Below are 20,689 nucleotides of genomic sequence, written 5' to 3'. Positions count from 1 at the left end.
TCCCGTAGGAAATGAGAACTGGCGTGCCCGAATTGTTGTGGTTGCGGCATTTTTCTTACCTATGGTATTCTAAACTAAATACATTGAACCTACACACGAGCAAATTCATCTTCGCTTAAGTAAGAACTGAAGAGCCTAGGATTTAGGATCAATAGGCGCCCAGGCTTTAAGGCATTCGGGATTGATATGCCGTTGAATCGGTAGAAAAGAGGGGAATTTATGCGAGATCGTCAAGGCCTCATTGTCTACGTACATCATTTGAAGCAAGCTAAATCATTGCGCAAATTCGGACATGTTCACTTTATCTCGAGAAAGCTGAAGTATGTCGTACTCTATATGGACCAAGAAGCAATTGAAAACACGAAAGCAAAATTATCGAAGCTTCCTTATGTCAAACAAGTGCTTGAATCTTACCGGCCATTCGTTAAAACCGAGTATGAAAATGCAAAACCGGATAAAGCGAAAGAATACGACTATAAGATCGGCCTCTGATTATTGCATTGGCGGAATATAGTGGTTTAGCCGCAATATCGCAATCAAGTGGCTGAAGTACATGGTTTTTTCCACATAGACAGAAGAATGCTTAACTTCCATTTTTATTGGCGTATGCCCTTGTTCTGTTACAGCCTGCTCGAAAATAGCCAAGCGCTTGGAGTCCTCTGGAATCCCTTCGCGGCAAAGGTAGATAGGCATAAAATTACCTTCTTCTGCAGGTTTAAAAGCAGCTGCAATCGATAGAACAGGTTTACCGTCCTTATCCTTGGAAGCAAATACGAATCCATGAAGAAAACGGTGTGAATTTGTGGCGATCAGTTCCCGGAGCTCGTATATATCTCCGTAACCTTCTCCAAGTTCGATAAAACGTTGGATCATGATAGCACGTCCTTTCCAAAATCCATTTTACCATTACCAAACAACTTATCCAGAAGAAATTTAGCAAATAAGAGGCGATAGTATGCGTGTTGTAGCAGGAACAGCAAAAGGGCTGCCGTTAAAAGCGGTGCCTGGGACTTCCACAAGGCCCACTACAGATAAAGTGAAAGAATCCATCTTCAATATGATCGGCCCGTTTTTTGACGGCGGCACCGCTGTTGATTTATTTGCAGGAAGCGGCGGGCTTGGCATTGAAGCATTGAGCCGCGGGATTGATCGAGTTATTTTTACGGATAAAGACCGGAAATCGATTGAGACAATCCGAGCGAATCTTGAAAAGACAAAGTTGCAAGAGCGGGCGGAAGTCTATAAAGTGGAAGCGGAACGGGCCATCAAAGCAATGAAAAAAAACGGGGTCCGAGCAAGATTGATGTTTTTGGATCCGCCGTATCATTTGGAAAAATCCTATGAATTAATGGACAAAGCTGCAGAGATCGGGATTATGACAGAAGATTCCATTGTGATCTGCGAACACGCCAAAGAAGTGGAACTCGGTGCAGAGACAAAGTATTTTGAGCGGTTCAAGCATGAGCCTTACGGCAGCACCATCATTTCAATTTACCGTTTTAAAGGGGAAGAGGGAGAAGAGATTGAGTAAAATTGCAGTTGTGCCAGGAAGTTTCGATCCGATTACAATGGGGCATTTAGACATTATCAAACGAGCTTCTACCATATTTGATGAAGTCAAAGTAGTGGTTATGAACAATTCATCGAAGAACCCGCTTTTTAATGTCGATGAAAGAATGGACTTGATTGCGGAAGTCACCCGTTCGATTCCGAATGTTCAAGTCGATTCATTTGCGGGGCTGTTAATCGATTATTCCATTGAAGTGAAAGCGAATGCTATCGTCCGAGGGCTGCGCGCCGTATCGGATTTCGAATACGAAATGCAAATCACTTCCATGAACCGTTTCTTAAATGAAAACATTGAAACTTTGTTTATGATTTCGAACAATCAATATTCATTCCTAAGTTCGAGCATTGTTAAAGAAGTAGCGAAATACGGCGGCAATATCAGCGGGTTAGTGCCAGCAGCAGTAGAAGATGCATTAAAGCAGAAATTCATTTAAGTCACGTTTTGCGTGGCTTTTTGTAATTGAGCTGCAAAAAGAAAGGAGCAGCGTATGAAGAACAAAAAACTGATTATCGTGGTACTTGTAGCCGCATTGGCTATTTTCGTTTCGACGTACCGCTTAGACCTTTATATTACCCGACCAGGCGGCGCTTACGAATTGAGCCCTCTAGTGAAAGTTGAAGGGGGAGATGAAGACGACGAAGGGACATTGAGCCTTATGACTGTTTCGATGTTGAATGCGACGCCTTCCCTTTACCTATATGCCAAAGTGAAAGACGGCTACAAGGTTTTAAAGCCGGAACAAGTCCGAAGTCCGCATGAAAGCGATGAAGAATACAACGTCCGCCAACTAAAGCTGATGTCGGATTCCCAGATCAACGCTTTGCAGGTGGCTTTCGAACAAGCAGAATTGCCTTATGAAGTGACCAATAACGGAGTGTTCGTTTTAAATGTGCTAGAAGGCGGCGCGGCAGATGGAACGCTGCAGGCAGGGGATCAGGTGCTGTCACTGGATGGCAATGAATTTTCTGCCCAACAGGAATTTGTCGATTACATTTCGAGCAAAAAAGAAGGGGAATCAGTAGAAGTTGTCTATGAACGCGACGATCGGGAAATCACCAATGAGATCGAACTGGCTCCATTGCCAAGTGAAAGGGAGCGTATCGGCCTCGGAATATCGTTTGTAGAAAATAAGGATATTATGACAACTCCAAAAGTGGAGATTGATTCCGATTCGATTGGCGGACCTTCTGCAGGCTTGATGTTCACGCTGGAAATCATCAATCAGTTGCTGGATGAAGATATTACAAAAGGCTATAATGTAGCAGGCACTGGCACAATGGCCAGTGATGGAAGTGTAGGAAGAATTGGCGGCATCGACCAGAAAATCATCGCTGCCGACAATGAAGGAATCGAAATTTTCTTTGCTCCAGATGATGAAGCCGAAGGCGTAGATGAAACCAATTACGACGTTGCGGTGGAAACGGCTGAAAAAATCAATTCAGACATGGAAATTGTTCCGGTTCAAAATGTCACAGATGCACTTGATTATTTAGCGGATTTAGAAGCCAAATAATAGGGCGGTGTGGAATATTCCTTTTGAAGATTGGCAATGCCCATACCGGATAAATACATGTAGCTTGCATGAATATCGAGTCCTCCCATCCCGTCGCTGAGGTCAGCGGCGCGGCTGATAAGGGGGAGTTCGATATTCTTTTTTTGTGTATTGAGGTATTGCCGGCCGGCTTCTGTCATTCCTAGCAAACGTAGATAGGAAGGCTTTTCAAAAGAACGCAATTGTTCCCATGTGAATCCGGTATAAATATGGGTGAGCATGCGCTGGACTCGGGTTCTTGTAAAACGTTTGGATTTGATTCGCGCAATGAATTCTTCAAAATAGGGTTCTTTTTTTGCCGCTTCGTAGATGAGGTTTTCGATTCCTTCTGTCACTTCAGCAAATCGTTTTAGATTTTCTGGCCGCTCTCGCAAGATAATGGTACGAAGTACTGGGTAAAATAATTCCCAGCTGCCAAACACACCGTGAACGTCGTGAAATGAAACAAGGGAATCGATAGAAGCGGCAGGCATAAAACGTGAAAGCTCTTCAAGCGATCCTTCTTCAAAAAAAGCTTTGCGAATGCCTGTTGCGCTGGCAATCGTCAAATCTTTATTGACCGGATCGTGGTAATTGGCGGCAATTCGCTGTATGGTCAAAGGCTGAATAGCAAACCGGGAATTTTTTGCCGCTTCTATGTAATGGTAGCCAAGGATGTTATTGGGTTGGGATAAATCTGCGAACCCCGCATCCGAGCCTGTAAGCGCTTTGTAAGCATTGTTTAAGGCTTTTGGATAGCTAATGCCGGTTTGGATAGCTTCATGGATCAAACGGTCGTATTCAGCGCGGTGAGCGGATAATAAGGCATAGGAATTTAAAAATGGCTCGATAGCACCTTGCTCGCTGCCAAAACAGAAAGATTCGCTGCCGATGGCTTCTAAAAGATGTATGGCGCCTTTTGCAAAATCGGAAGCCTGTCCTGTGGCGTAGACATAAGGAAGTTCGATTACAAGGTCGACGCCGTTCTGAAGGGCCATTTCGCAACGCGTCCATTTATCGACAAAAGCCGGTTCGCCGCGCTGAAGAAATTGCCCGCTCATGACAGCAATGACGACATCCGCACCGGATTTCTTTTTTGCTTGCTCGGCATGGTAAAGATGTCCGTTATGAAATGGATTGTATTCAACAATAATACCTGTAGCTTTCATTTGGCTCTCCCCTTTGGTAAACTTAATCTACAGTATACCGATGTTTAGAAACCCCTGACAAGATTTTATCTTGACATCTTTTTCTGTGCATTATATAATCAACTTTGTTGTCTTAGAGGTGATACTTATGAAAATGGCGATTCAACAGCTTCAAAAGTTTCGCAAAGACGGAATGCCAATCGACGAAACGATCCGGTTAGATGCAGTGAAAGATCGCAATAGTGATATTCGTGATGTTTCTCCTATGCATGTCACCGGACATTGTACAGTTGGTTCGCAACAAATAACGTGCCAGCTCCATCTCGAAGGCAAGTTGATCTTGCCTTGTGCACGAACTTGGGAAGACGTTGAATTCCCGATTGACGTAGAATCGGTTGAAATTTTTTCTTGGTCTGAAAAAGACCGGGAAAGCAGGGAAGATAATGTTCATTTTGTAGATGCTGAAACAATTGATCTTCAGCCGATACTGGAAGAACTTGTTTTGCTTGAGATACCGATACAAGTCTTTAAGGAAGACGCCGACGAAGCCGTTATAACAGGCGGCAACGATTGGTCGTATTCAACGGATGAGCAAGTGGAAGCCGAGAAAGCAGAAGCACCACCAAAACCGGATCCAAGACTTGCTGATTTAGCAAAGTATTTTGATCAGTCAGATGAATAGAATCATTGTAAGGAGGTGTCACCAATGGCTGTACCGTTCAGAAGAACGTCCAAAACCGTTAAAAGAAAACGCCGTACTCATTTCAAATTGTCAGTGCCGGGCATGGTAACTTGCCCTAGCTGTGGCGAATCGAAATTGGCTCACCACGTCTGCAAAGCATGTGGATCATACAAAGGGAAAGAAGTTGTAGCAAGCAAATAAACCAGTATTTGCTGCTAAAAGGCTATTGAGAGGCCATGGCTCTCGATAGCCTTTTTCTCTATCTAAATTTAAGCAAGGAGTGGTTTGATGTCTTATAAAATAGATTTGTCCGATGGCATATTGACTTTTACAATCGATCGTCCCCATATCCGAAACGCAATCAATGATGAAGTGATCCAAGGCCTTGAAGAATTAGTAGTACAAGTACATAGCGATAAGCCGCAATTTGTCATCATCACGGCTTCAGGGGAACAAGCTTTTTGTTCTGGAGGCGATTTGTCGGTTTATCAGAATTTACGAACGCGGAATGAAGCTTATCCGATGTTGAAAAAAATGGGCGATGTCCTTTACCAAGTGAAAACGTTGCCGGTCCCGGTGGTCGCGCTGATCAATGGCATGGCTGTCGGCGGCGGCTGTGAAATCGCGACTGCCTGCGATTACCGGTTAGTCCGCAGCCATGCAAAATGCGGCTTTATCCAAGGGACGCTCGCCATTACAAGCGGCTGGGGCGGGGGAACGTACGCAATGGAGACCTTGCCGCATGCCGAGGCGCTTAAAATGCTGAGCGAAGCTAAAGTCTATACAGCCAATGAATTGCTTGAAAACGGTTGGGCCACTAAAGTAGTGGATTCGGATACCGACGTGGACGAATTTTTCCATTCCATGAAAAAAATACTTCCGGAAGTCCACCGTGCCTATAAAGAGATTGCCATACGCAAATGGCAAAGTTCAAACTTAAAAGACCGGGTAAATGAAGAAATCCGAATTTGTGCAGAACTGTGGGAAGCGGATGCCCATCACGAGGCGGTTGAAAGATTCCTGAATAAGAAGAAATAAAGAAATGAAACAGCTTTTTTTTAAGGCTGTTTTTTTATTTTATTGCCATTTAATAGAAGTTCTAGAAATACAAGATAAAATGAATACATTTGACTAGAGTAGCCACCAGGACCTTCGAATATAATAAATAAGCACGAAATAGAGAAAGGGAGTTAGATGTGTTTAAGATTATTGCAAAAGGGTTCATGGTCTTCTTACTATTAGGCTTTATTTTACCGTCACATTCATTGGCAGCAACACCGTCTTTTAAAGACGTATCCAGTTTCAAAGCGGAAATCGAGTATTTGACCGGCAAAGAAATCATCTTTGGTTTCCAAGATGGGACATTCCGTCCAAACGAGCCGATACTGCGTATCCAAGCAGTCCAAATGTTAATGAGAGAAATTCAACCAGAGATGGAAGCTATTCCAAACCCTGGATTCAAAGATATAAAACCTGGAGAAAGAGGATATGAAGATGTAGCGAAAGCAGTTGCGCTCGGCATCATTTCCGGAAAAGGCAACCAAACTTTTGATCCTCGAGGAAAATTGACGCGAGCTGAGATGGCTATCATTCTTTCAAGAGCATATGAACTTGGCGGCATCTATCCGAAAGGATTCAAAGACGTATCCCAGTCCTCTAAAGCATATTGGCATATTTCGGCAATGGCAGCGAATAATATCACTGTGGGCTATCCAGACGGTACGTTCCGTCCGTCCCAGACAATTGACCGTGCCCAATTTGCAGCGTTCATGACACGCGTAATTGAGCCTTCATTCCAACCGGATAATCCATCTGTTGCGGACACGCTATTAGAAGCGTTGGTGGAAATTACCGTTCTTGATTATGTCGCAGATCCTGTAGAACCGATCCTCTATTTGCTCGATGGGAATACAAATGAAGTGGTTTCGTTCAATTACGATACGTATGAAATGGATTCTGTAAAATTATCGCTTCCGATTGAACGTTTAGCTATGGCAGGCGGCAAACTGTATTTGACGCAGTCGAAGGGCAAGCACAGCCCGTATTGGTTTGAAAAAGAGCAGCAAGGTGCTTATGCTATAGTCGATGCAGATTCTATGGTTTTAGAAAAGACGATCAATATTGATATTGATCCGTATGATATTGAAGCCGATAGCAACGGATTCGTTTACATTACACCTGGGTCTGGCCAATTTGCACCGATGGTCGGGTATAATGGAGCGACAGGTGAAGTCATCAGTTTACAACAGGTTCGGGCTGCTTCTTTTATGGATATGCATCCAGCTGAAAACAAAATTTATACCATTACAACTGACACTTCCCCGCGGAATATTTCGGCATTCGCTATTGCGGATGGTGAGATAAAAGGTGAGGTCTATTCTCCTTACCATGGTACTTATCCGATGGAAAAAGATATCCTCCTTTCACCGGATGGAAAATTCATTTTCAACAGTACGGGACATGTATTCCGTTCTTCTGCAACCGACAGTGCAGATATGGTATACCATGGGAAATTGGACCGCCCTTACAATTCGATTGCTTTTGATATGGAATTTGGAGAGGTCTATACGTCCAATAAGAAAAATTACATCCAGGCCTATGACTATAAAACTTTAAAATCACTTGGCCAGCTTGAATCGTATGGTGCCATTGACCATCTGATTTACAATGAGCAGGAAAAAGTGCTGGTGATTTTATCTAAAGTGAAATTGGGAGATTCGACAGTAAATTTTACAGGCATTGAAAAAGTTTATTTTGAAGCTGAAGAATAATAATTTTTATTGCTAAATACGGCGCCTTTGAAGACATACTGGAATATCAGTATGCCTTCAGAGGTGCTTTTTAATTTCCGGCAAACTTACGGCAAAAGCCTAAAATGATAATTTTTATAAGAATAGTTGAAATCGCTTACAAATTTCGTATATGCTAGAGAAGGGAGAAAAACACAGGGGGTATTTCTTATATGAATAAAATCCTGATTGCCAACCGCGGTGAAATTGCACGCCGAATTATACGTACGTGCAACAAGCTGGGGATTGAAACAGTTGCCATCCACTCCGAGGCTGATGGGGATCTGCCTTATGTAAGTGAAGCAACTGAACATGTATTGATTGGGCCGAATCCAGTTGTCCAATCTTATTTACAAGGGGACAAAATTATTGAAACAGCGAAAGCGCACGGCGCATCGGCTATCCATCCCGGATACGGCCTGTTGTCTGAAAATGCGGATTTCGCGCGCAAAGTCGAAAAAGCAGGATTGACATTTATCGGTCCAGCAGCTGATATAATCGAAAAAATGGGCGATAAGATCGAATCGCGCAGAACGATGATCGAGGCAAATGTTCCGGTTGTACCAGGAACAGAAAACGGTGTGGCTACTCTTGAAGATGCGATAAAAGAAGCGGCAGCAATCGGCTATCCGATTATGTTAAAGGCAAGTGCCGGAGGCGGCGGCATTGGAATGGTGCGCTGTGATAGTGAGCAAGCGCTCAGTCAACAGTTTCTATCGGTAAAAAATCGTGCTAAAGCATACTTCGGCGATGATATCGTTTTCTTAGAGAAATTCTTGCCGAATGCCCGCCACATCGAAGTTCAAATTTTTGGGGATCAGCATGGTAACATCGTCCATCTTTTTGAACGGAATTGTTCCGTTCAGCGCCGCAACCAGAAAGTGATCGAAGAATCGCCTTCGCCGAACTTGCCGCAAGATGTAAGGCAAAAGCTTTGCGAAGCAGCTGTACAGGCAGCAAAAGCGGTTGCCTATACCAATGCAGGCACAGTGGAATTTATTGTTGATGAAAATAACGAATTCTACTTTTTGGAAATGAACACTCGTCTCCAAGTAGAGCATCCTGTAACAGAACAAGTAACAGGGCTTGATTTGGTTGAATGGCAGTTGAAAGTATCCAACGGAGAAGTTTTGCCTGCGCAAAATGAAATCGAATCGACTGGCCATGCCATCGAATACCGAATTTATGCAGAAGATCCAAAAACCTTTTTCCCTTCACCCGGAACACTTGAGAAAATCATTTGGGGGCAGGATGCCCGCATTGAATCCGGCTATGAACAAGGCAATGCGGTAACGCCGTTCTATGACCCGATGATTTCAAAAATCATTGTTACAGGGGAAGACCGGATTGATGCGCTTCGCAAATCACAGAATTTTTTCAATCATGCTACAATAACAGGAGTGAAAACCAACATCCCGTTATTCCATGAATTTATCGAATCCCAGGAATTCGTTTCGGGAGAATATGCAACATCGACATTATCGAAGTGGATGGAAAAATCAAAGGAGGAATCAGGATTATGAAAGAAGTAAAAGCATCAATGGCAGGTACAGTATTGAATATTTTGGTGGCAGAAGGGGAAACGGTCTCTGCTGGCCAAGCAATTTTAACTTTGGAATCCATGAAAATGGAAATTCCTGTAGAAGCGGAAGCAGGCGGCAAAGTGGAAAAAATCCACGTTGAAATCGGCGGCTTTGTCAACGAAGAAGATACGTTAATCACATTCGGCGAATAACAACGGATTTCCGTGCAAAGGGGATGCAAAAATGACGAAAACCACCGAAACAACGGGTTATAACGAACGTTTAGAACAGAAGTTGGCTACGATTTTTGCTGGGGGGCAGCAGAAATACCACGAAAAAATGAAGGAAAGCAATAAATTATTTGTACGCGATCGGCTTAAATTATTATTTGATGATGAAAACTATGTTGAGGATGGACGCTTTGCAAATGTTGAAGCGGGAGACCTGCCGGCCGATGGCGTGGTGACAGCAATTGGTAAAGTAAACGGCGAAACAGTTTGCGTTATGGCCAATGATTCAACTGTAAAAGCCGGTTCATGGGGCTTCAGAACCGTGGAAAAAATCATCCGCATCCAAGAAACCGCAGAGAAGATGCAAGTGCCGATGCTGTATTTAGTTGATTCGGCAGGCGCTCGCATTACCGACCAACTCGCGATGTTCCCGAACCGCAGAGGTGCAGGGCGGATTTTCCATAATCAGGTGAGAATGTCCGGAATGGTTCCGCAAATTTGCCTATTGTTTGGTCCATCTGCAGCAGGTGGCGCTTACATACCCGCTTTTTGTGACATTGTCATCATGGTGGAAGGCAATGCTTCCATGTATTTGGGCTCGCCGCGTATGGCTGAAAAAGTAATTGGCGAAAAAGTGACGCTCGAAGAAATGGGCGGGGCCCGCATGCATTGCACCGTCAGTGGAGTCGGCGATGTATTGGTTTCGACGGAAGAAGAAGCGATTTCAGAAGCTCGCCGCTACCTGCAATTCTTCCCTGCGAATTTCGCTGTGAAGCCGGAAAGAATCGAATCGAAAGCGCAAAAGGCTGGCCGTTCATTAGAAGCGATCATTCCGGAAAATCAGAATGCACCGTTTGATATGTACGAATTGATCGATCAATTGGTGGATGAAGGCAGTTTCTTCGATATCAAAAAGCTATTTGCCGGTGAATTGATCACGGGGCTTGCCCGCATCGATGGACAAGCAGTTGGAATTTTAGCGAACCAGCCGAAAGTTAAAGGCGGGGTCTTGTTCGGCGATTCAGCAGATAAAGGCGCGAAATTCATTAATCTTTGCGACGCATTCTCCATTCCGTTATTGTTCCTTGCAGATGTTCCTGGATTTATGATCGGGACGAAAGTCGAGCGGGCAGGCATTATCCGCCACGGCGCCAAATTTATCGCAGCGATGAGTTCGGCGACGGTGCCTAAAATTTCAGTCATTGTCCGTAAAGCCTACGGTGCTGGACTTTATGCGATGGCTGGTCCTGCTTTTGAGCCGGATGTCTGCATTGCGCTCCCGACTGCCCAAATTGCAGTAATGGGACCAGAAGCAGCAGTCAATGCTGTTTACTCGAACAAAATCGAAGCGATCGAAGATCCGAAAGAACGTTTGAAATTTGTTCAGGAGAAGCATCAGGAATATAAAGAAGAAATCGATATTTATAAACTGGCTTCAGAAATGATCATCGATGAAATTATCGCGCCTAGCCAATTGCGCGAAGTTCTATCGCAGCGCCTTTCTTTCTACGAAACAAAAGATTTGCCGTTGCCATATCGAAAACATGCGATTAATCCTGTATAATAAGAAATAACCTGGAGTCTGCCTTTATAAGGCAGGCTTCTTTTTTGAGAGTATAATCGTTTTGGACATGGGAGGGAATCAGATGAAATTTGCAGTGGTCGGCGCTGGAGCGATTGGCATGCTGATAGCCTGTCTGTTGAAAGATGCAGGAGAAGATGTTCAGTTGATGCCAAAGACTGAAAAGCAAGCGAAGGAAATCGAAGAAATAGGGATTTTAAAAGACCATAAGCTGTATCAGATACCTGCTATTACAGAGTTTCAACTGATTTCACCGGACACCTATATTATAGTGGCAGTGAAGTATGATGCGCTTCAAGACTTGTTGCCTGTACTCAGCCGTGAATGTCCGGACAACCCGCTGATTTTCCTTCAAAACGGCATGCTGCACATTGAAATGATCGGAGAGCTGCCGCAGCAGCAAATCGCATTAGGCAGCGTTGAACACGGAGCACTCAAAGTGGGCGCGACAGAAATAAGGCACACAGGGCTCGGAACGGTGAAGTTTGCGCTAGCAAGAGGAGAAGCTTCCACTTTCAAGCCGTTGGCCGGCATCCAAGGCTTTACGAGCGGTTGGGTGGAAGATGCCGATCAGCTCTTATTCCGTAAAGTGTTATTGAATTGCTTGATCAATCCCTTAACCGCTTTAATGGAAATTAAAAATGGCGAGTTGTTGACGAATTATCATGCCTATGAATTATTGAAAAATCTTTACACGGAACTGTATCTCGCATTTCCTGAAATTGAAAAACTCCTTCCTTTCGAGGAAGTCACGGCTTTATGCGCTTCAACATCGGCGAACACATCTTCCATGCTGGCTGATAAATTAGCCAAAAGGAAAATGGAGCTCGATACGATTTTGCTGTATACATTGCGGCGGTCAAAAGTTGAACTGCCCTTATTGAAGACCTTATATAATCTATTAAAAGCGACTGAGGTATAAGCGATGGATATTCTATATACGATTGGGGCAGTTTTCATCTTTGCGCCATTTCTTGCCTTTCTTTTAGTTGTGCTGATTGCACGCAAAAAAATGAAATACCAATCAATCGGCCTTGCTGCTGATTTGACCACATTTCTGCTGTTCCTTTCAGTGCCCGTTTCGATTAAAGCGATTTGGCATATTGAAATATCTGCACTCATTTATTTAATTGCGATATTGATTGCGATCGTTTTGCTTGTCATTGAATGGAAGCAGACAAAAGAAATAGAAATAATGAGGTATATCCGCCAAACTTGGCGCATGTATTTCGTGCTTCTTGCCCTTGCCTATGCTTCGATCTGGGCAATTGGGATTGTTCTTTCATTTTTGCATTTTTTAGGGGTATGAAGCTGATTTTTTTTATTTCTCACTGCCTTTTGATATAGTAAGTTTGAATGTATAGGGAAAAGGGGACTTTTTTTCATGAGGCTAGAAGAACAATATGCCGCACCGGCAAATAAATTAATGAATGATTACATAAATGGCGAGAACGGAATTTATAACTATTTTTCCTATGAACCAGCCTTAGAAAAGTTCGCTGAAAGAATGGAAGTTCTTAAGCAGCATCCGGTAGACCGGCTGCGGCTCAGTTCGATTTTAAGGAACTATATGGGCCGCCAGGGCATCTCAGACAAAGCATCGGAGCATTTGCAGGCATTTGAAGACGGTGCGCCGGTCGTTGTGACCGGCCAGCAAGCCGGCCTTTTGACTGGGCCGCTCTACACAGTGCATAAAGCGATTTCTGTTATCGTCTTGGCGAAAGAAGCAAGTGACCGGCTAAACCGAAAAGTGGTCCCGGTATTCTGGATTGCCGGGGAAGACCATGATTTAGCAGAAATCAGCCATCTGTACCGTGAAGTCAGCGGGCGGGTGGACAAATTGAACTTTCCACACGTGGAGTACGGAAAAAGCTCAGCTTCTGCTGCGAAATTAAACAAAAAGAAAATCACGGAGTTTTTGGAAGAGTATTTCCGGAGCTTGCCAGAGACTGCACATTCCAAAGAATTGCATCAAACGGCTTTCCGCTTTTTAGAAGCGTCAGATTCGTTCACGGATTTCTTTGCTGCCTTTATCAATTATTTTTTCCAAGAAGAGGGCTTATTATTCATAGATGCAGCGTTTCCGGAATTGCGTCAATATGAATCTTCTTATTTCCTGGAAATGATCGAAAAGTCGACAGCTATTGCGGAAGCGGTCTATCGTACAGAGCAATCGTTGGTTAAACAAGGCTATCCGGCTGCAATCGAAGCTGAGGCTGATGCGGCAAATCTATTCATCACAGTCCAAGGCGAACGCATTCTGCTGCAAAGAAGCGAAGGCCGTTTTATCGGTAACGGCGGAGCTGTTTCCTTTTCGGCAGAAGAGCTCAAAGAAATTGCCGCAAAAAATCCAGAACGCTTAAGCAATAATGTGGTGACGAGACCGTTAATGCAAGAAATGGTGTTCCCGGTATTGGCTTTTGTAGGGGGACCCGGTGAAATTTCCTACTGGGCTGCTCTGAAAGAGGCATTTAAGCTAATGGGCATGGAAATGCCGATCATTTTACCGCGTCTTGGCATGACGCTTGTGAACCGCCAAGTGCAGAGTTTAATGGAGAAATACGGACTGGATTTCAATGAAATCGTCAATGGCAAAAAAGTGGCCCAACTGAAGATCCAGTTGATGGACTCGGTTCGCGAAAAAGATGCCGAAGCGATGGTTGAAGAATTGAAAACAAATCTTCAAGCAGAATATGAAGCTATTCAAGAAAAGTTTTCTGCAATCAGCAAAGGCTTGACCCCGATTGTCGAAAAGAATCTTAAAATCCATTTAAAGCAATTGGATTTTTTGAAAAACAAATTAGAAGATGAAGTGATGCTTCAAAACAGCACCCAATTTAATCATTTTGAAATGATAGAGAATGAGTTAATTCCAAATAATAGTCTGCAAGAGCGAGTATATAGTCCTTTTCCTTATATGAATGAATACGGAATGACACTCGTGCAGGACATGATGAAGCTGAATTTCAAATATGACAAAAATCACAAAATCATCTATATGTAAGTCCAAAAAGTCTGCCTCGGCAGACTTTTTTTGTCTCAAGAAGTAGAACTGAGATTTATTTTCGTAACATACATGAAATATTTCAAAAACAAGTGGTGAGAAGTGGGGGATTGTGGTACATTAAAATCAATAAGTGGGGTGACGGGCATGTTCATGGGAGAATATCAACATAGCGTTGATGCAAAGGGACGTTTAATCGTGCCTGCAAAATTTCGCGAGCAGCTTGGCGAAAGTTTTGTGATTACCCGTGGCCTGGATCAATGCTTATTTGGTTACACAATGGATGAATGGCAAAAGATCGAAGAAAAGCTGAAAGAGCTTCCGGTCACTAAAAAAGACGCACGTGCTTTTACACGATTCTTTTTCTCGGGTGCATCTGAAGTCGAACTCGATAAACAAGGGCGCGTCAATATCCCTTCAACGTTGCTAACATACGCAAAACTGGACAAAGAATGCATAATCCTCGGAGTGTCGAACCGCTTTGAAATATGGGCGAAAGATGCATGGGAAGAATACTTTACAGCATCAGAAGATTCATTCAATGATATTGCAGAGAATTTAGCGGACTTTGATTTTTGAAAAATTGAACGGGGGGAATGGATTGTTCAACCACACCACGGTTTTACTCCAAGAGACTGTCGATGGACTGAACATTCGTCCTGATGGCATCTATGTGGACTGCACGCTAGGCGGGGCAGGGCACAGTGAATATTTAGTACAGCAATTATCAGATGAAGGACATTTGTTTTGTTTTGACCAAGACGCGACAGCGATTGAGCATGCGAAAGAAAAGTTGGCAGATTATCTGCACCGAATCACCTTCATCCATGCGAATTTTAAATTGATAAAAGAAGAACTTGAAATGCGCGGGATCGACAAAGTCGATGGCATCCTTTATGACTTAGGGGTATCATCCCCACAACTGGATACGCCTGAAAGGGGATTCAGTTATCACAATGATGCACCACTCGATATGCGAATGGACCAATCAGCTCCCTTAAGCGCCTACCATGTAGTAAATGAATGGCCATTTGAAGAGTTGGTCCGGATTTTCTATCGGTACGGAGAAGAGAAGTTCTCCAAGCAAATCGCCCGTAAAATTGAAGCGGCCAGAGAAATTGAGCCGATTGAAACGACGGGGCAGCTAGTGGAATGCATCAAAGACGGCATTCCGGCATTTGCGAGGCGAAAAGGCGGCCATCCGGCAAAACGCGTATTCCAAGCAATCCGCATTGCCGTAAATGATGAATTGGGAGCAGCTGAAATATCCTTGCAGCATGCGTTAGAGTTGTTAGCAGTAGGCGGCCGGATTAGTGTAATCACTTTCCATTCATTAGAAGACCGGTTATGCAAGACGATTTTTAAAGAAGCTTCCTCTCTTCCAGAACTGCCGCCGAATTTACCGGTCATCCCGGAAGGCATGGAACCGATGCTGAAGCTGATTACGAGAAAGCCGATCTTGCCTTCAGAAGAAGAATTAGAGCAAAATAACCGTTCGCGATCAGCGAAATTGCGGATAGCAGAAAAAATCAGAGAATAAGGGCGTGTTCAAATGGCGTTGAATGCAAGAAAAGAAGCATACATACAACAGCCGGCCGTTCCTCAAAACCCGAGTCGGCAGCCGGTCAAGAAAAAAAGTTTAATCACAAAAGGTGAGAAAGTCCTTTATTTGTCTTTCTTGGCGGCTTTTGTCTTTTGTGCATTGATGATTTTACAAAATCAATCGGAAATTCAGGCATCTACTCAAGAAATTCAAACAATTGAACAATCAATCGATGAAAAAGTGAAACAAAATACAGATTTGTCTGTACAAGTCAGTGAACTTTCTACATATGAGCGCATTTGGTCAAAAGCAAAAGAATCTGGCCTTAAATTAAATGAGCAAAATGTAAAGGTAGTGCCTGGGCAATGAAAAAAAAGTTTCGATTTCAATGGGGAGCCTTTCTGCTGTTTTTGACTTTTGCAGGGCTCTTTTTCATTTTGGCGCTGAGAATTGTTACTATTCAGGCAACGGGATCTGTTGAAGGCCAGGAATTGGCAGCGAAAGCGGCAGCCAAATACAGCCAAGAAGAAGTACTTTCCGCAGAACGCGGAAAAATACTTGACCGCAACGGAGAAGTTATAGCGGAAGATACATTGTCATACAAATTAGTGGCAGTGGTCGAAGAATCCGCAACTCAGAACCCTAAAGACCCGAATCATGTGGTCGACCCTGAAATGACAGCACAGGTTCTCTCGGAACATCTGGATATGGAAGAAAATGAGATACTGAAAATTTTAGAGACGGGGATTGAAAAAGACCGGTATCAGGTTGAATTCGGTTCTGCCGGACGGGAAATCAGCCATACGAAAATGCTGGAAATGAAAGAAGAAGACCTTCCGGGAATCTTATTTGTAAGAGATTTGAAACGGCTTTATCCAAATGGAAGTTTCGCCTCTCATTTGATCGGTTTTGCTTTAAAGGAAGAATTGGAAGATGGGCAAATCGTAACAAAAGGGAAAATGGGGCTTGAAGCCATTCATGATGAGGTGTTAACTGGAAAGAACGGTAAAATGGAATTTGACACGGATAAATGGGGATATTTGTTGCCGAATAGCGACTCGATCGTAACTCCAGCCGTGGATGGTTCGAATTTGCAGTTGACCTTGGACAAAACATTGCAGAACTTTTTGGAAGATGCGATGAATAATGTTCAGCAAGAATATTCGCCTACAAGGATGATTGCGGTTATTGCGGATCCGAAAACAGGAGAAATCTTAGCCATGACGCAACGTCCAACTTTTAACCCGAATACGCGGGATGGCTTATCCGATAATTGGCTGAATGAAAGCATTGAATTGACGATTGAGCCAGGTTCGCCGATGAAAATGTTTACACTGGCATCGGCAATCCAAGAAGGAAAATGGGATCCGAACGCTTATTACAATTCAGGATCTTATACATTGCTTGGAACGACGATCGGTGACCATAACGGTAGGAGAGGGTGGGGGAGCATAACGTTCTTGGAAGGTTTCCAACGCTCCTCTAACGTTTCAATGGCATATTTGCTTGAACGGATCGGACCGGAAAACTTCATGAAATACGTGGATGCATTCGGCTTTGGCAAAAAAACCGGAATCGATCTGCCGAATGAAGCTTCAGGTACTGTCTTGAACAATTATCCGATGGAACGTTTGACTACTGCCTTTGGGCAAGGATCTACGGTGACGCCGATTCAAATGATCCAGGCTGCTTCAGCCATCGCGAACGATGGAACGATGATGAAGCCTTACGTTATTGATCAGATTAAAAACCCGGATACGGGAGAAGTTTCCGTTAAAAGCGAGCCGGAAAAAGCCGGAAATCCGATTTCTGCGGAGACTGCCCAAAAAGTACGGGAAGTTCTAGCTTCTACTGTGACTTCGGAACATGGTTCAGGACGGCCGTTCGCTTTGCAAGATTATACAGTAGCCGGCAAGACTGGGACAGCGCAAATTCCTGGAGAAGATGGCCGCTATATGGTTGGAAGAAATAATTACTTGTATTCCTTCCTTGGAATGGCGCCAGCCGAAAATCCGGAGTTGCTGATTTATATTGGTGTTCAGCAGCCGCAGCTGCCTTTAGATGAATATGGTTCAATTCCAGTTTCCAAGATTTTCACTTCAGTGATGGAAAATGGATTGAAGTATATGAATATTGAACCGGAAAATTCCGAAACGGCTAAAACGTTCGAAGTGGACGATTATACCGGGAAATCCGTGAAAGACCTTACTTCTCAGCTTGCTGAACAAGGCATCAAAGCAGTGTCTGCCGGCAAAGGCGACAAGGTAATCGCCCAATACCCAGCTAAAGGGGAAACAGTGGCAGAAGGCGCGAAAGTGATCCTGAAAACTGAAGGGGTGCCGTTGCTTCCTGATTTTACCGGATGGTCAAAGCGTGATTTGCTTGCTTTCCAATCATTGAGCGGGTTGTCATTGGAAATTGCCGGACAAGGATTCGCAGTCAGCCAGAGCTTGTCGCAAGGTGCAGAAGTTGCTCCGAGAGAACCGATTGTCATCCAGTTGCTGACTCCTGAAGAATCATTCAATCAGCTAATGGCAGACGGGCCTGAAGGAATACCGGAGACAGACGCGGAAAACACTTCCGAAGAAGAACTTGAGCAAGACGGTCTGGAAGTGGAAATGGATGAGAATGCCGTTGATGAAGAATCGGTTGAAGAACCGGTAATCGAAGAAGGCAGCATTGTCGAAGAAAACTTAGAAGAACCAATCACCGAAGAAACCGGGGAATAATTTACTATTTAAAGGAGCTCTATAATGGATATTTACATGTTGCTGGGCCTTGGATTAGCGTTGCTCTTAACTGTGGTGTTAATGCCGATCTTTATCCCGCTTTTAAAACGTATGAAGTTTGGGCAAAGCATCCGCGAAGAAGGACCTGAATCCCATATGAAGAAAACGGGGACACCTACCATGGGTGGCCTCGTATATTTGATTGCCATTATTGCAACTGTACTGATTGTGGCAATGATTGCTGATGTCTTGACCGCTAAAGTATTTGTCTTACTGTTAGTGTTATTTGGATTCGGTTTGATCGGATTCCTGGATGATTTCATCAAAGTGGTTTTGAAAAGAAACTTGGGACTGACTTCCCTCCAGAAATTAATCGCTCAAATCGTTATCGCAGCCATCTCCTTTTTCTTGCTGAACGGAGTAGGGTTTGATACGGCTGTATCAATTCCGTTTACTTCCATTTCGCTTGAATTGTCGATGGTATATGTATTATTTATGATTTTCTGGCTTGTCGGCTTCTCGAACGCAGTCAACTTGACGGACGGCTTGGATGGTTTAGTTGCTGGTACGGCATCGATTGCATTTGCAGCTTATGGAGTTCTTGCCATTGTGCAAGACGAAGCAGGAATTGCCATATTCACTTTTTCTGTAACTGGAGCATTGTTAGGATTCCTTGTATTCAATAAATATCCCGCAAAAGTATTTATGGGCGATACCGGATCATTGGCACTTGGCGGGGCTTTGGCGATGGTTTCGATTCTATTGAAACAGGAATTGCTGTTATTGCTGATCGGCCTTGTGTTTGTAATTGAAACCTTGTCTGTTATTTTGCAGGTGGGAAGCTTTAAATTAAGAAAGAAACGCATTTTCAAAATGAGTCCGATTCATCATCATTTTGAATTGAGCGGATGGTCGGAATGGAAAGTAGTCACGGTCTTTTGGTTAGTAGGGCTTATCGCAGCAGTTATTGCAATTGCTTTGGAGGTATTGTAAATGAAACAGATTCCGGAACTTTATCATAAAAAAGTATTGGTGCTCGGACTGGCTAAGAGCGGATTTACTGCCGCCCGCATCCTACACGGATTGGGCGCTTTCGTAACGGTCAATGACTCTAAACGCTTTGAAGAAAATCCTGAGGCTCAAGATTTGCTGAATTTAGGCGTAACAGTCATCTGCGGCCGCCATCCAGAAGATTTGCTGGATGAAGGATTTGAATTAGTTGTTAAGAACCCGGGAATACCTTATTCAAACGTGTTGATTCGTTCAGCTATGGAAAAAGGCATTCCGGTGTGGACTGAAATTGAGTTGGCCTATTTGATCAGTGAAGCGCCGTTTATCGGCATTACCGGATCAAACGGCAAAACGACTACAACGACACTGCTCTTCCACATGTTGAACCAAGATGAGAAGAAGCCGTTGATTGCAGGGAATATTGGAACAGTAGCAAGCGGTGTCGCTGAAAAAGCGGAAGAAAAGAATGTCATCGTTACAGAACTTTCTTCCTTCCAACTAAAAGGGACAGTAGACTTCCGGCCGCGCATTGCCATTATTACCAATCTGTATGAAGCGCATTTGGATTATCACGGTTCAATTGAAGACTATAATGCTTCAAAAATGAAAATTACCCAAAATCAGACAGCGGACGATTATTTCATTTATAATGCGGACCAGCCTGTATTGTCTGCCTATGCCGCAAAGAGTAAAGCGCAGCTCGTGCCCTTCACTTTAAAGGGCAGAACGGAAAAAAGCATCAGTGCTGACAGCGAATTCATTTACTGGCAAGGCGAAAAAATAATGGAACGTTCGAAAATCATGCTTGGCGGACAACATAATCTTGAAAATATCTTGGCGGCAACAGCTGCTACATTGCTTTGGGGCGGCACGAAGGAAACCATTATACGGGTCCTGTCGTCCTTTACAGGTGTTAAACACCGCTCCCAATTCATCGTTTCGTGGAAAGGCCGCAAATTCTACAACGATTCCAAGGCAACAAATGCATTGGCAACAAAAAGTGCATTAGAAGCTTTTCCAGGGCAAGTGATTTTGCTTGCTGGCGGACTTGAGCGCCAACATTCTCTTGAAGAATTGCGCCCTTATATGAGCCGGGTAAAAGCGTTGATAACTTTCGGCGAAACAGCTGACCGTTTTGCCGAGTTTGCAGAAGACTGCGGAGTGCCGGCAGTTAAAAAGGTAACGGGTATGGATGAAGCGGTAGGGCAAGCAGTCGATCATTCAACAGACGGGGATACGATTCTTCTATCGCCTGCTTGTGCGAGCTGGGATCAATATGAAAGTTTTGAAATTCGCGGAGACGCGTTCATTGATGCTGTCCGTAAAGTGACGGAAGCAAACGACTAA

Annotated in this window: 22 protein-coding genes; 20 read left to right on the top strand and 2 right to left on the bottom strand. The window is 43.8% G+C overall.

Annotated elements, in window-relative coordinates:
* The first annotated feature begins 219 nt into the window (after nt 1-219).
* Nucleotides 220-492 (top strand): YlbG family protein, encoded by a 273-nt coding sequence (locus NFU07_RS03295; RefSeq protein ID WP_251474619.1) that lies wholly within the window; start codon nt 220-222, stop codon nt 490-492.
* Here NFU07_RS03295 and NFU07_RS03290 read toward each other — a convergent pair whose 3' ends face one another.
* Nucleotides 493-873, bottom strand: a complete 381-nt coding sequence (locus NFU07_RS03290) for a DUF7147 family protein (RefSeq protein WP_251474617.1) — start codon at nt 871-873, stop codon at nt 493-495.
* Nucleotides 874-955: 82 nt separating this feature from the next.
* Here NFU07_RS03290 and rsmD point away from each other — a divergent pair, with 82 nt between their 5' ends.
* The 3 genes from rsmD to NFU07_RS03275 are packed head-to-tail and all read left to right on the top strand — an operon-like array spanning nt 956 to nt 3,083.
* Nucleotides 956-1,531 carry a 16S rRNA (guanine(966)-N(2))-methyltransferase RsmD gene (gene rsmD / locus NFU07_RS03285; RefSeq protein WP_251474614.1) on the top strand — a complete coding sequence of 192 codons (576 nt, stop codon included), beginning with the start codon at nt 956-958 and terminating at the stop codon, nt 1,529-1,531.
* Nucleotides 1,524-2,003: a pantetheine-phosphate adenylyltransferase gene (gene coaD, locus NFU07_RS03280; protein WP_235196644.1), complete on the top strand. Its 480-nt coding sequence runs from the start codon at nt 1,524-1,526 to the stop codon at nt 2,001-2,003. The genes rsmD and coaD overlap by 8 nt, the downstream gene beginning before the upstream one ends.
* A gap of 54 nt (nt 2,004-2,057) precedes the next feature.
* Nucleotides 2,058-3,083, top strand: a complete 1,026-nt coding sequence (locus NFU07_RS03275; protein ID WP_251474611.1) for a SepM family pheromone-processing serine protease — start codon at nt 2,058-2,060, stop codon at nt 3,081-3,083.
* On the opposite strand, the gene NFU07_RS03270 is transcribed toward NFU07_RS03275, so the two are convergent.
* On the bottom strand, nt 3,056-4,270 hold the full coding sequence (locus NFU07_RS03270; protein ID WP_251474608.1) for a nucleotidyltransferase: 1,215 nt from the start codon (nt 4,268-4,270) through the stop codon (nt 3,056-3,058). The genes NFU07_RS03275 and NFU07_RS03270 overlap by 28 nt on opposite strands.
* Before the next feature lie 127 nt (nt 4,271-4,397).
* On the opposite strand from NFU07_RS03270, the gene NFU07_RS03265 reads away from it, so the two are divergent.
* From NFU07_RS03265 to murD, 16 genes are all read left to right on the top strand, one after another.
* Nucleotides 4,398-4,931, top strand: a complete 534-nt coding sequence (locus NFU07_RS03265) for a YceD family protein (protein WP_251474601.1) — start codon at nt 4,398-4,400, stop codon at nt 4,929-4,931.
* A 24-nt stretch (nt 4,932-4,955) separates the two neighbouring features.
* Nucleotides 4,956-5,132 carry a 50S ribosomal protein L32 gene (gene rpmF, locus NFU07_RS03260; RefSeq protein ID WP_033541041.1) on the top strand — a complete coding sequence of 59 codons (177 nt, stop codon included), beginning with the start codon at nt 4,956-4,958 and terminating at the stop codon, nt 5,130-5,132.
* 87 nt (nt 5,133-5,219) lie between these two features.
* Nucleotides 5,220-5,969, top strand: coding sequence for an enoyl-CoA hydratase/isomerase family protein (locus NFU07_RS03255; RefSeq protein ID WP_251474599.1), 750 nt, complete (start codon nt 5,220-5,222; stop codon nt 5,967-5,969).
* 158 nt (nt 5,970-6,127) lie between these two features.
* On the top strand, nt 6,128-7,702 hold the full coding sequence (locus tag NFU07_RS03250; RefSeq protein WP_251474597.1) for an S-layer homology domain-containing protein: 1,575 nt from the start codon (nt 6,128-6,130) through the stop codon (nt 7,700-7,702).
* A 191-nt stretch (nt 7,703-7,893) separates the two neighbouring features.
* A complete protein-coding gene (locus NFU07_RS03245; protein WP_251474595.1) occupies nt 7,894-9,243 on the top strand; it encodes an acetyl-CoA carboxylase biotin carboxylase subunit in 1,350 nt (449 codons plus the stop codon).
* Complete coding sequence (locus NFU07_RS03240; RefSeq protein ID WP_235196636.1) at nt 9,240-9,455, top strand: acyl-CoA carboxylase biotin carboxyl carrier protein subunit; 216 nt, start codon at nt 9,240-9,242, stop codon at nt 9,453-9,455. Before NFU07_RS03245 ends, NFU07_RS03240 begins: the two co-directional genes overlap by 4 nt.
* 31 nt (nt 9,456-9,486) lie before the next feature.
* A complete protein-coding gene (locus tag NFU07_RS03235) occupies nt 9,487-11,037 on the top strand; it encodes an acyl-CoA carboxylase subunit beta (RefSeq protein ID WP_251474592.1) in 1,551 nt (516 codons plus the stop codon).
* 82 nt (nt 11,038-11,119) lie between these two features.
* Nucleotides 11,120-11,977 (top strand): ketopantoate reductase family protein, encoded by an 858-nt coding sequence (locus tag NFU07_RS03230; protein ID WP_251474590.1) that lies wholly within the window; start codon nt 11,120-11,122, stop codon nt 11,975-11,977.
* Between the two features lie 3 nt (nt 11,978-11,980).
* Nucleotides 11,981-12,364 carry a DUF3397 family protein gene (locus NFU07_RS03225; RefSeq protein WP_251474588.1) on the top strand — a complete coding sequence of 128 codons (384 nt, stop codon included), beginning with the start codon at nt 11,981-11,983 and terminating at the stop codon, nt 12,362-12,364.
* Between the two features lie 75 nt (nt 12,365-12,439).
* A complete protein-coding gene (gene bshC / locus NFU07_RS03220; protein ID WP_251474586.1) occupies nt 12,440-14,059 on the top strand; it encodes a bacillithiol biosynthesis cysteine-adding enzyme BshC in 1,620 nt (539 codons plus the stop codon).
* Nucleotides 14,060-14,206: 147 nt separating this feature from the next.
* The gene (mraZ, locus tag NFU07_RS03215) at nt 14,207-14,638 is read left to right on the top strand and encodes a division/cell wall cluster transcriptional repressor MraZ (RefSeq protein WP_052651091.1); all 432 of its coding nucleotides are present in this window, start codon (nt 14,207-14,209) and stop codon (nt 14,636-14,638) included.
* 22 nt (nt 14,639-14,660) lie between these two features.
* Nucleotides 14,661-15,599, top strand: coding sequence for a 16S rRNA (cytosine(1402)-N(4))-methyltransferase RsmH (rsmH, locus tag NFU07_RS03210; RefSeq protein ID WP_251474583.1), 939 nt, complete (start codon nt 14,661-14,663; stop codon nt 15,597-15,599).
* Between the two features lie 12 nt (nt 15,600-15,611).
* Nucleotides 15,612-15,971 carry a cell division protein FtsL gene (gene ftsL, locus NFU07_RS03205; protein WP_251474581.1) on the top strand — a complete coding sequence of 120 codons (360 nt, stop codon included), beginning with the start codon at nt 15,612-15,614 and terminating at the stop codon, nt 15,969-15,971.
* Nucleotides 15,968-18,331 (top strand): penicillin-binding protein, encoded by a 2,364-nt coding sequence (locus tag NFU07_RS03200; protein ID WP_251474578.1) that lies wholly within the window; start codon nt 15,968-15,970, stop codon nt 18,329-18,331. The genes ftsL and NFU07_RS03200 overlap by 4 nt, the downstream gene beginning before the upstream one ends.
* Before the next feature lie 24 nt (nt 18,332-18,355).
* Nucleotides 18,356-19,324: a phospho-N-acetylmuramoyl-pentapeptide-transferase gene (gene mraY / locus NFU07_RS03195; RefSeq protein ID WP_251474575.1), complete on the top strand. Its 969-nt coding sequence runs from the start codon at nt 18,356-18,358 to the stop codon at nt 19,322-19,324.
* Complete coding sequence (murD, locus tag NFU07_RS03190) at nt 19,325-20,689, top strand: UDP-N-acetylmuramoyl-L-alanine--D-glutamate ligase (protein ID WP_251474571.1); 1,365 nt, start codon at nt 19,325-19,327, stop codon at nt 20,687-20,689. It begins immediately after the preceding gene.

The sequence above is a fragment of the Planococcus sp. NCCP-2050 genome (assembly GCF_023708025.1).
Lineage (GTDB): Bacteria > Bacillota > Bacilli > Bacillales_A > Planococcaceae > Planococcus.
Note: the sequence above shows the minus strand (reverse complement) of the source record. Positions and strands in the feature narration are given on the sequence as shown.

Bases quoted from the DNA above. Each gene is read 5' to 3' on its own strand.
- NFU07_RS03295 (WP_251474619.1), top strand. From the start codon at position 220: ATGCGAGATCGTCAAGGCCTCATTGTCTACGTACATCATTTGAAGCAA.
- NFU07_RS03290 (WP_251474617.1), bottom strand. From the start codon at position 873: ATGATCCAACGTTTTATCGAACTTGGAGAAGGTTACGGAGATATATAC.
- rsmD (WP_251474614.1), top strand. From the start codon at position 956: ATGCGTGTTGTAGCAGGAACAGCAAAAGGGCTGCCGTTAAAAGCGGTG.
- NFU07_RS03275 (WP_251474611.1), top strand. From the start codon at position 2,058: ATGAAGAACAAAAAACTGATTATCGTGGTACTTGTAGCCGCATTGGCT.
- NFU07_RS03270 (WP_251474608.1), bottom strand. From the start codon at position 4,270: ATGAAAGCTACAGGTATTATTGTTGAATACAATCCATTTCATAACGGA.
- NFU07_RS03265 (WP_251474601.1), top strand. From the start codon at position 4,398: ATGAAAATGGCGATTCAACAGCTTCAAAAGTTTCGCAAAGACGGAATG.
- rpmF (WP_033541041.1), top strand. From the start codon at position 4,956: ATGGCTGTACCGTTCAGAAGAACGTCCAAAACCGTTAAAAGAAAACGC.
- NFU07_RS03255 (WP_251474599.1), top strand. From the start codon at position 5,220: ATGTCTTATAAAATAGATTTGTCCGATGGCATATTGACTTTTACAATC.
- NFU07_RS03245 (WP_251474595.1), top strand. From the start codon at position 7,894: ATGAATAAAATCCTGATTGCCAACCGCGGTGAAATTGCACGCCGAATT.
- NFU07_RS03240 (WP_235196636.1), top strand. From the start codon at position 9,240: ATGAAAGAAGTAAAAGCATCAATGGCAGGTACAGTATTGAATATTTTG.
- NFU07_RS03235 (WP_251474592.1), top strand. From the start codon at position 9,487: ATGACGAAAACCACCGAAACAACGGGTTATAACGAACGTTTAGAACAG.
- NFU07_RS03230 (WP_251474590.1), top strand. From the start codon at position 11,120: ATGAAATTTGCAGTGGTCGGCGCTGGAGCGATTGGCATGCTGATAGCC.
- NFU07_RS03225 (WP_251474588.1), top strand. From the start codon at position 11,981: ATGGATATTCTATATACGATTGGGGCAGTTTTCATCTTTGCGCCATTT.
- bshC (WP_251474586.1), top strand. From the start codon at position 12,440: ATGAGGCTAGAAGAACAATATGCCGCACCGGCAAATAAATTAATGAAT.
- mraZ (WP_052651091.1), top strand. From the start codon at position 14,207: ATGTTCATGGGAGAATATCAACATAGCGTTGATGCAAAGGGACGTTTA.
- ftsL (WP_251474581.1), top strand. From the start codon at position 15,612: ATGGCGTTGAATGCAAGAAAAGAAGCATACATACAACAGCCGGCCGTT.
- NFU07_RS03200 (WP_251474578.1), top strand. From the start codon at position 15,968: ATGAAAAAAAAGTTTCGATTTCAATGGGGAGCCTTTCTGCTGTTTTTG.
- mraY (WP_251474575.1), top strand. From the start codon at position 18,356: ATGGATATTTACATGTTGCTGGGCCTTGGATTAGCGTTGCTCTTAACT.
- murD (WP_251474571.1), top strand. From the start codon at position 19,325: ATGAAACAGATTCCGGAACTTTATCATAAAAAAGTATTGGTGCTCGGA.